Source organism: Photorhabdus heterorhabditis (assembly GCF_001280945.1).
Classification (GTDB): Bacteria; Pseudomonadota; Gammaproteobacteria; order Enterobacterales; family Enterobacteriaceae; genus Photorhabdus; species Photorhabdus heterorhabditis.
This window is the reverse complement of sequence record NZ_LJCS01000035.1, coordinates 40,513-50,266: the sequence shown is the minus strand read 5'-3', so window position 1 is coordinate 50,266 and position 9,754 is coordinate 40,513. Positions and strand designations below refer to the sequence as shown.

The window sequence follows — 9,754 nt, the reverse complement described above, 5'->3', positions numbered from 1 at the left end:
TGCCTTTTGTGATATTAAAACTAATGGCGTAACGGGGTTCAGTAACCGTAATTCGGCTCGAGCAAATCGGGGATTTGGCACATCTAGCACTGGCTCTATGCTATTAATGGCCAATGGCGAAAATGAAGTCAGCCTAGAGTTCGGGGCGCTAAGCTGGTTTTCCCAAGATAAACTGTCAGATAAAGCCCGTAATCATTTCAACCCTGAGGCTAAATGTAAGTTAGAGTTAATCGCCATGCGCGGTAAAAACAGCGAGGTGCTAACAGCAATTGAAGTAGCGATTGATAAAAATGGTCAGCCAGTGGCAATAGCACCAATGGATGAATCCAAATACACCGCTATCAGCACCCCAGTTGTGCACCATGTAATACAAGCCGAAAATACAGAACCCGGACATATAGAGAAACAATATTTTGATCCCAAAGAGTTTCCACCTAATATGACCTTATATCGGTTTAGTCGCAACGTAAAAATCAGCGGCTTACCTGACTGGGAATGGATTAAAGCAACGCCTTATACCAATACGCCGGAACAACGTCAGCAACTGCAACAGGCTTATATGGCCGTCTGGCAAGCCTATAATGCTAAAGATTTAAATACGCTTCGTGAGCAAAAAAAAGTCGCGCTTAAAGCCTGGGCCTGGTCAACTGGTGAAAGTGAAGAGAGCATTTTCACTGATCAATCTGTTTACCGTAATATCAAAACAACAAGCTTCAAAATGATACCAATTAACTGGGATGATTACAGAGTTAAGATAATGAATCAGGGTAGAATGGTCAGACTAGTGAATAAATCTGATTTAAGGAACTCTCCAATATCCTATTATTACGTTGACGAAGATGGCGATACTGTTCTATCTACTATCGCACCCATTTTTTCATTAATTAACGGTCGCTTTGTCCAGGTGATTTAATTAACCAATATCGGGTTATTTAACCCGATATTGTTTTTTAATGGAAAATGCAATAAAAATCGGTGACATCTGTAGATCTCACCGTGATTATAAACCGATACGGATTAGCCCCAATTTTTCAGCATTAAAACAGGAGCTATCCCTCCAGCTTAATAAGGAAATATTTTATACTCATATTCATCAACATTGATTAATCCTCAATAAGAACTCATTATGTTTAATTATAAAAACTCCCTAACTGCATTATTATTTATATTACCCATCACTGGGTTTATCTAAAGAAAGTGGAAATTATACAAATAACAAAATAGAATCCATTGATTACAGATTAGAAATTGAAGTAAATAAATGCTCAATTGAGTTATTTATTAATGGAATGAGAATTATTTCATATTATGATAAATAACCGATGAATACATTAATCGGCATAGGTGAATATCTGAAACCTAAAAATAATACAATACAATTTTATGCTCAGTCATCAGTTCAGTCACCTGATATAAAAAAGGATATTTTCGATTCTGGTTCAAAATGTAACTTCACACTAGAAGCAAGAAATAGATTCGAAACTCCTGATCTAAAACCAGTTATGAGTATAAAATACAATCCTAATGATAGTATAGAGCATAATACCTCTAATTCATCTCTTGAAATAAACTCTATAAATGAACAATTAGCAAGGTCATTAGGTCATAATAAGATTAACCATAATAATGAAATACATTATTATGAATCATCACAACAATTTGACATAAAGAGTGATTAGCCTGTATGGAACTGGGTAAATTCATACCAATTCTCAACAGAAAATAACGTTATAAACTCATTACCAGAAAAATATCAATCAGCTCTTATTTCTGCTTATAAAGAATATTGGGCGTTATTAAAAAGCAAGGATCTTAAAGTATTGAAGCAACTGCATAAAGAATTCTTAGATGAATCAGTCAGAGCTAATGGTAGCAATAATGATAATTATTTTTCATCAATAAGATTAGATGAAATTATAAATTTACCTGACATTCAGCTTTTATCTTTAGATTTTAGTCAATCTAAAATTGATATTTCTCTTGATGGTCGGGTTGTTTTTATGTCTCCCTCACCACTTGTATTTATTAACAAAAACAATAATAAAAACAAAGAGGACTTATTATGTTAATCTACCTAGGAAAATTATATTTCAAGATAAACTTAACTTCTCTTAAATAAGGAAAACATGATGGGAAATGCAGTAAAAATAGGTGATATCGGTACAGCACATGATGATTGTGAAGCAACATCGGTGATTTCCGGCTCCACCAGTGTGAAAGCCGATGGTATTCCTCTCGCCCGCCAAGGCGATAGCTTAGCACCACATTCGTCTCATCCACGAACTATTGCAGCCGGTTCCAGCACTGTCTTTATTGATGGCAAACCCGCAGCCAGAACCGGTGACGCCGTCAGTTGTGGTGGCGTAGTCATTGGGGGTGGCAGCGTTAATATTGGTTGAACTGATTAGCGTTGACATACAAGAGGGTATCTCCCCCACCTTTGCTCTTCGTGACTTAGGAGGGGGATTCCTTAGCACAATGGGGATTATTGAATAAATAGCACCGTGGATTATCTGGTGAAATGACTCACTACTGATAAACATTTTAGAAGAAAACATTCATCCTTTACTGGTTTAATCGGCACATTACAGAGAATTAATAACCTTAAAATTATACATATATTCAGCAAAGGGTAAGCAGAATTATAATATTCCATTTTTGCCTAAAGAGAAGTGTATTGGATTGAACCTATTTTTATATTTTGAATAAATATTATTTTCATCCATTAGGGAAAATCTCTCCAATTCCTATTTATACCCGTCATCTTTCAAGTTGCTTCTTTGTTGGCTGCGTTCACTTACCCCAGTCACATCGTTATCTATGCTCCTGGGGATGCGTTCTCTTGCCGCCGCAATGCATCTTGAAATCCATAGGGTATATAATAGTACCAATAAAGATTCAGAGGTAAAAATAAATGTCTATTCCCCCCTATCAATCTATTCGAGTAATAATATTAATAATCCAGATCAGTGTACAAAGTAAAATATAAACATAAGTTATATATAGCCAAGTAATGCAGCTTTAGCTATTGCCTGAAATTTGTTTCTACAGCCAAGTTTCTTAACAATATTCATTAGATGAAAATCAACGGTACCTTTAGTTACACAGATAATCGATGCAATCTCACTTGATATCATTCCATCTGCGGTATATCTTAATATTTCTAATTCTCTATTTGAAAATGAAGTTTCATCTACATAGAAAAATTGTAAATACTTTGTGTGTGAGGTCAAATATCTTATTATCCTAATATACACACCTAAAATTTCCCCACTGCATTTATACATTGTCTCGTTATCAATATGCCCCTCTTTCCCCGCAACAGAAAATATTCCGTAAGTTCCTGAGAATGCAGGAAGCCCAAATGTGATCCCAGAGCGAAACCCATGTTTCTGATTCACATACCAAAGCTCTTGCCCATTAGATTCTGAAAAAAAATCCAAGTCCCATACTTTTGAAAAAGAAGGTGGAGCAGGTCGGAAATTTAAAATAGGATCAATCATCCAATACTTTTTTTCTATATACAGATTTCTCCAGGATTCATGATAATTATTAAATAAATACACTTCACGGTTAGATATAGGAAAGCGCGCCTTTAATATCAGAGAGAACAAACTAAACCCTGAAATTTTGTTAATGGTTTCACAAACTTCAGCCACAAAATGAGTATCTACATCTAATTCATGGAATCTATATGGTAAGGTATATGCCCGATAAATATTCATTCAATGTCCTCTGAAAAATGAAGAATATTGATAGTAAATCTCAATATTTATTATAGTAGTAAAGCTTCCATTTAATAAAGAAAATGATCATTTTCTGTTATACAGGAGCAAAGTATCTAATACGTCAAAATGTGCTATTCGTAAACAAGAGAAATTATATCTATGGGATTGAAATTTTAATCACCATAGGAAATTATATATACCCAATAGATTTCAGGTTGCAGCGCGGTGGTAAGTGAACGTATCCCCAGCATACATATATAACTATGTGACAGGGGTAAATGAAAGCAGTCAACAAAGCAGCAACTTGAAAAATGAAGGATATAGTCACATGAATAATATTAAGCTATTTTCAAGGTAATTTAAGATAAATTTAACTATATAAGTCATCACCTAATAAATATACGAGTAATTTTTCCATATAAACTATGATTTATACCAGTAGCAGTTTTAACTTTAATAGTTAATTATATAAAAATAAATTTATTAGAATAATAATAAGTAATCAAATTAACCTTGTAATTACAGATGAATAATTTAATTGTGTAAAGAGGTGTTATGATGAGTGAAGTCATTCAGAATAAAGATGATTTTGTTACAGCCAGGAACTCTGTTACAGCTGATGTGACCTTTGTTATTGATGTTGATTCAATCATTGAGTATCTTCGTGATAATAATATCAAAAATTCTCTGGACCCTACAAATCCAATAACTATCCGTCAGCATGTATATATAGCTAATTATACTCCAGCACTTGGACTGAAAGTGGCGAGTTCATCTGGTGCCCGCGTAACTGTTCCTATTAATGCAAATATTAGGTGGAGAGCTACAACTGTATCTAATAATTTCGACTATACGATTATATTGTATAAATTCAAAAAGCTTAGTACAGCAGAAGATGTTATCTCTGTCCCATCACAAATCTGGTCACAAAACCCTATGGGCAAAAAAGTTCCAATGGTCCCTTCAGGAGTTAATGCAGATGGGAATGAACCTACAGTAATTTTTATTGAATCTAAAGATAGTTATTTCCAGGCAACAGCGCATAAACCCGGTGTAGAACAATATACATGGTTTTTTGCCGCTTATGACGGCACTAAGCTTCTGGGTTATTATCGATATGATCCCTATATTGAAGTAACTAATAGTTAAGCATCCAAATGCTGTAATTTCTCACTGGAAAATTATCAAAATAATTTTCCAGTATTTTTATTTTTCACAATATAAAATATAGCTCAATATCTATAAAAACATTAAGTAAAGAACAAGCAGAACTGTGATATTACAATTCTGCCAGAGGAAAAGAGTATTTGATTAAACGTGCTCTTCGATCTTAAAAAAAATATTATTCCTATTTTGCCAGGTAAAACTATTCCTGATCCCTATTCACTACGGTAACAACAAAAGCTAAAATTATATATACCCAAATAATGCAGCTTTAGCGATTGCCTGGAATTTATTCCTACAACCCAGCTTCTTAACGATATTCATTAGATGAAAATCAACGGTACTTTTAGTTACGCAAATAGTTGAAGCAATCTCACTGGAGATCATACCATCTGCGGTATACCGTAGTACTTCTAATTCTCTATGCGAAAATGATGTCTCATCTATATAGAATGTTTGCAAATACTTTGTATGTGATGTTAAATATCTTATTATTCTAGTATATACCTTTAGAATCTCCCCACTACATTTATACATTGTATCGTTATCAATCAACCCATCTTTCCCTGCAACGGAGAATATTCCATAAGTTCCCGAAAATGCCGGCAGCCCAAATGTAATCCCAGACCGAAACCCATGTTTCTGCATCATATACCAAAGTTCTTTCCCATTGGACTCCGAAAAAAAATCTAAATCCCATACTCTTGAAAAACTAGGTGGTACAGGCCGGAAGTGTAGAATAGGATCGATCATCCAATACTTTTTTTCTATATAAAGCGCCCTCCAAGATTCGTGATAATTATCAAAAAAATGCACTTCACGGCCAGATACCGGGAAACGAGTTTTTAATACAAGAGAAAACAAATTAAATCCTGAAATTTTTTCAATAAGTTCACAAATTTCAGCTACAAAGTAAGCATCTACATCTAATTCATGAAATTTATAGGGTGAAATATACGGTCGATGAATATTCATTCAAGTCCCTCTTAGAAATTCAGAGTATTGATAGTGAACCTCAATATTTATCATAGTGGAAGAAATTTTATTTGATAAGTAAAATTTTTATTTATTGTGATAAAAAAGCGAAGAATTGGATAACCAACTATGTTTTATTCATTAACCAGAAGAATTATATCAATATGGTTGAAATTTTTATCATTGATCCAAACAATATATGCACACATTCCATAGCCATCTGAAAAGCATATTGTACTGCTTTTAAAGCAATTTAATCTATTATTTTAATATATTAATCTAAAATAAATATTTTTTTCTTTTTTAAATAATTAATCACCGGTACATTGCCAAATGTATTTCATGTACTAAGTCAGCCTCTAAACCATATCAGCAATTTTCTTATATAAACTATGATTTATACCAGTAGAAATCTCAACCTTAATGGTCAATTATTAGGTGATAACTAACTCTTCAAGCATCTTAGTTCAGTGAAGGAGCATGGGAATGAGTAATATTGTAGATATTCTTGTTTGTGTAGATGCCAGATCTATTATTAAAAAATATCCTTCTTTAAGCCAAGATCCTGAAAATCCTACTCTAATAAACGATGAATTATTTTACTATATTACTAATTTTAGCAACATCTATATTCCTGAAAATAACACTAATGGAAAAATGGAAATAAAAGCTTATATTGGTGACAATATTAGATGGAGAGCAATATCTCTATCACAACAATTTGAGTATGCAGCAATTTTATATAAGATGACAGGAACAATTATCAACAAGATTATAACAAATCCAAAATTAGATCAAAGTGAAATAAACTCTAGTTATATTGTAAATAATAGTGATAGACTAGATATAGAAAAAGAATTAAAAAAGAAAAGTTTTTTTCAATCAGTGGCTATTGGATCAGGCGGGGGAAAATATTCTTGGTTAATGGCTATATATCAACAAAAAGAGCTAAAGGGATATATTAAACATCCCCCTTTAGAAATAGGAAAAATAACATTCCCTATATGATTATTAGGATAACACAATGAATAATATATATAGTTCAAATAACCTTAAAACCCCCAAGAATAATAACAATCAATTAATTGAAATAATTGATATTTTTATCGTTGTTGATGTAGAACTTATCATACAAGATATCAAAACATCGGAATTAAGTTTTAGCCAAGACTACAAAAAACCAACCGTACGTGATGGTAGATATTTTTATTATATGACAAGTCAACAGAAAACCTATAATAATATAGGTAACCTTAAAGTTACAGGAAACATTGGCGATATAGTTAGATGGCGGGCTTCGAGCTTATCTGCCCAATCTGAATACCAAGTACTTTTATACGATATGAAAAAAATAACTGGTGAGAATAATATTTCTTTTCCTGTAAACCTTATTAAAGAGGTCACTGATATTCCCATTCCACAAAAAAATAGCGTAACCCCATCTATTACCTATCAAAAGGAGCATATTTCTTATCAGGAATCCACTTTACTTAACACAGGATTTTCTTATTATGCATTATATCTGGCTATTTATAATAGATCGAAACTTATTGGTTATTGTTCTCATGGTCTATCAAGCAAAGAAAGCCTACAGGGTTTAAATGGCCTGCCGCTTACTGTTACGATTAGTAGTTCAACTGACTGAATATTTTTATTGAATCTAGTTGCAATAAAATAAAGCGAATAATAAACCCGACATTGGATTTAAATTCGTTAATCTCAAGTTCGTATGTAGCAAACTAATTATAATAAAAAATACACCTTAATATATCTAACTCTGTATAGTAAAAAAGCCTTATTGTTACTTAAAATATCTGTACTGAATCTATATATGATTTTGTTATTTATCAATAATTCATTGATTTAAAAAACAATATAAATTTATAGAATAAATCGAAACAACCTATAAAATAACTCAACAGCATTCACCCTTAAAAAGAGCTAAAGGTAAGATTTAAATATATTTAAGAAAGACATTGATAAATATATAAGTAGTTTTCTTTTATAAACTATCAATTATACTAGTAGCTTTTTGAGCATTAATGATTAATTATATAAATAGTTATTGAACGACCTAATATGAGCAATCTAGCACTTTTAACGAAGGAGCATAGAAATGAGTAATAATATCGTAGATATTCTTGTTTGTGTAGATGCAGAATCTATCGTTAACAACTATCACCTGTCTCCTGACCATTCCATTCAGGTAGATAATAAATATATGTACTATATAGTTAGAAGTAAAGCTAAAGGTACATATTATGCCCCTACAGATAATGCTACAGGGGAAATGATCATAACAGTTAATAGCGGTGATTCTATCAGATGGAGACCAATATCTTTAACACAACAATTTGGCTACGCAGTACTTTTACAAACAATGTCAGGCGGAGAAGTAGGTCCTAATATAAGCAAGCCACAACTTATTATTAGTAACATTAATGTTCCATATACAGATAGCGACGACCCAAATAACTGTCATGAGGTAACAAGTTATTATCATCAATCAGAAGCTATCGCTCCAACTAAAGATACATTTGATAGAAGTGAAAATTATCTTTGGAATATGTCTATATACCAAGGATCAAATCTTATAGGATATATTGATCATGATCCTTTCATTATCGTTAAGGGTTAATAGTATATAAAAATATCGAACAATGGAGAAAAAATCATGAACAACAATACTATTGATATTCTTGTTGCTGCTGATGTCGAATCGATCTTATCGGATATGCCTGATTTAAACAAAGATAGAAATAATCCAACTAAAGTTAATGGGAAATATTTTTATTATATTACCACTCAACATCAAATATACTCCATAAGCCAGAATGCCTCAGATAAACTTATACTTACAGGTAGAATTGGTGATATAGTTAGATGGAGATCTTCAAGCCTATCTGCCCAATTTGACCATCAAGTATTTTTATATAAGATGGAGACAAAAGCACCCCCAACACTGATTACGGCTCCATTATTACTACCAGAAACGTCTATGGTTATGGTGCCTAATATAGAAACCTCACAAGGAATAACAAATACACCATATACCCCTATACCCGAAAGCGATAAAAATGTCTATCAACAATCTACACTAACCGGTCCAGGTAACGTTGAGTACACATGGTATATAGCTATCTATAATAGAGCGCCAACAACAGGCGATCCTGAGAGTGGATTAGTTGGTTATTGTTATTACACTACAGACAATACTGTAATTAATATCATTAATTAATTTAAATATAACCTATGTAACCAATAGAAAAGTATTTAGATAAGATAACCTTGTACTGGAAAATTATTTTAATAATTTTCCAGTATTGTCCGTTTTATCAATTTCACCTATACCCAATAGATTCCAATTTGCAGCGCAGCGGCAAGTGAACACATCCCCAATAGCATAGATAACTATGTGACTGGGTTAACAATCTTACGACAATTATTCTATTTAAGATTTAAGCGCTATCCCTTCTATTATTCATTTCTATAAAAAATCACTCATAAAAACTATCACATTAGATACTATCATTTTTTAAGTTAAATAACATCGAATAGGAATTTATCTTATCATTACTTATTTGACTTAACACCCTATTTATTTAAAGATATTCCTAATATGATTATTCTATTACCCGTCAAAATCACCTCCTGTTATTCATTCCACTTAAGTTAATTCATTAATAAGCAATAAAATAAGTGCTCTTATTAACTTATTATTATCTGCATAACCAACTAATTGAAATTTCTAATAGAAAATCTAGATGTAAAAGAAACGCCACTCGTTAATCAGAGCATGATATAACCTGGAATATGCTTTAATAACTAATCAGTTAGCCAATACGCATGCAATTACCTATCAGGCTAAAACCCCATACTTTTGTTTT

The 9,754-nt window shown here is 32.3% G+C and carries 11 protein-coding genes; 9 read left to right on the top strand and 2 right to left on the bottom strand.

The genetic code is table 11. From position 1 onward, the window contains the following. From AM629_RS13025 to AM629_RS13010, 4 genes are all read left to right on the top strand, one after another. A partial coding sequence (locus tag AM629_RS13025; RefSeq protein WP_054479592.1) for a hypothetical protein occupies positions 1 to 913 on the top strand: 913 nt, incomplete at its 5' end. Between the two features lie 409 nt (positions 914 to 1,322). Then, positions 1,323 to 1,679: a hypothetical protein gene (locus AM629_RS13020; protein WP_054479590.1), complete on the top strand. Its 357-nt coding sequence runs from the start codon at positions 1,323 to 1,325 to the stop codon at positions 1,677 to 1,679. A gap of 141 nt (positions 1,680 to 1,820) precedes the next feature. Continuing rightward, on the top strand, positions 1,821 to 2,069 hold the full coding sequence (locus AM629_RS13015; RefSeq protein ID WP_054479588.1) for a hypothetical protein: 249 nt from the start codon (positions 1,821 to 1,823) through the stop codon (positions 2,067 to 2,069). A 60-nt stretch (positions 2,070 to 2,129) separates the two neighbouring features. Continuing rightward, the gene (locus AM629_RS13010) at positions 2,130 to 2,399 is read left to right on the top strand and encodes a type VI secretion system PAAR protein (RefSeq protein WP_054479586.1); all 270 of its coding nucleotides are present in this window, start codon (positions 2,130 to 2,132) and stop codon (positions 2,397 to 2,399) included. Positions 2,400 to 2,996: 597 nt separating this feature from the next. Here AM629_RS13010 and AM629_RS13005 read toward each other — a convergent pair. After that, positions 2,997 to 3,725 carry a LuxR family transcriptional regulator gene (locus AM629_RS13005; protein WP_054479584.1) on the bottom strand — a complete coding sequence of 243 codons (729 nt, stop codon included), beginning with the start codon at positions 3,723 to 3,725 and terminating at the stop codon, positions 2,997 to 2,999. Between the two features lie 558 nt (positions 3,726 to 4,283). Here AM629_RS13005 and AM629_RS13000 point away from each other — a divergent pair. After that, the gene (locus AM629_RS13000; protein WP_054479582.1) at positions 4,284 to 4,877 is read left to right on the top strand and encodes an inclusion body family protein; all 594 of its coding nucleotides are present in this window, start codon (positions 4,284 to 4,286) and stop codon (positions 4,875 to 4,877) included. Positions 4,878 to 5,138: 261 nt separating this feature from the next. Here AM629_RS13000 and AM629_RS12995 read toward each other — a convergent pair whose 3' ends face one another. Beyond that, positions 5,139 to 5,867: an autoinducer binding domain-containing protein gene (locus AM629_RS12995; protein ID WP_054479580.1), complete on the bottom strand. Its 729-nt coding sequence runs from the start codon at positions 5,865 to 5,867 to the stop codon at positions 5,139 to 5,141. A gap of 486 nt (positions 5,868 to 6,353) precedes the next feature. Between AM629_RS12995 and AM629_RS12990 the strand changes: the two genes are divergently transcribed. The 4 genes from AM629_RS12990 (at position 6,354) to AM629_RS12975 (ending at position 9,105) form a co-directional block, all read left to right on the top strand. Further along, positions 6,354 to 6,875, top strand: coding sequence for an AidA/PixA family protein (locus AM629_RS12990; RefSeq protein WP_054479578.1), 522 nt, complete (start codon positions 6,354 to 6,356; stop codon positions 6,873 to 6,875). Between the two features lie 16 nt (positions 6,876 to 6,891). Further along, positions 6,892 to 7,512: an AidA/PixA family protein gene (locus tag AM629_RS12985; RefSeq protein WP_054479576.1), complete on the top strand. Its 621-nt coding sequence runs from the start codon at positions 6,892 to 6,894 to the stop codon at positions 7,510 to 7,512. 471 nt (positions 7,513 to 7,983) lie between these two features. Continuing rightward, positions 7,984 to 8,505, top strand: a complete 522-nt coding sequence (locus tag AM629_RS12980) for an AidA/PixA family protein (RefSeq protein ID WP_054479574.1) — start codon at positions 7,984 to 7,986, stop codon at positions 8,503 to 8,505. 36 nt (positions 8,506 to 8,541) lie between these two features. Then, a complete protein-coding gene (locus tag AM629_RS12975; RefSeq protein ID WP_054479572.1) occupies positions 8,542 to 9,105 on the top strand; it encodes an AidA/PixA family protein in 564 nt (187 codons plus the stop codon). Positions 9,106 to 9,754 lie beyond the last annotated feature (649 nt).

Coding starts and splice junctions, on each gene's coding strand:
- AM629_RS13020 (WP_054479590.1), top strand. CDS start 1,323: ATGAATACATTAATCGGCATAGGTGAATATCTGAAACCTAAAAATAAT.
- AM629_RS13010 (WP_054479586.1), top strand. CDS start 2,130: ATGGGAAATGCAGTAAAAATAGGTGATATCGGTACAGCACATGATGAT.
- AM629_RS13005 (WP_054479584.1), bottom strand. CDS start 3,725: ATGAATATTTATCGGGCATATACCTTACCATATAGATTCCATGAATTA.
- AM629_RS13000 (WP_054479582.1), top strand. CDS start 4,284: ATGATGAGTGAAGTCATTCAGAATAAAGATGATTTTGTTACAGCCAGG.
- AM629_RS12995 (WP_054479580.1), bottom strand. CDS start 5,867: ATGAATATTCATCGACCGTATATTTCACCCTATAAATTTCATGAATTA.
- AM629_RS12990 (WP_054479578.1), top strand. CDS start 6,354: ATGAGTAATATTGTAGATATTCTTGTTTGTGTAGATGCCAGATCTATT.
- AM629_RS12985 (WP_054479576.1), top strand. CDS start 6,892: ATGAATAATATATATAGTTCAAATAACCTTAAAACCCCCAAGAATAAT.
- AM629_RS12980 (WP_054479574.1), top strand. CDS start 7,984: ATGAGTAATAATATCGTAGATATTCTTGTTTGTGTAGATGCAGAATCT.
- AM629_RS12975 (WP_054479572.1), top strand. CDS start 8,542: ATGAACAACAATACTATTGATATTCTTGTTGCTGCTGATGTCGAATCG.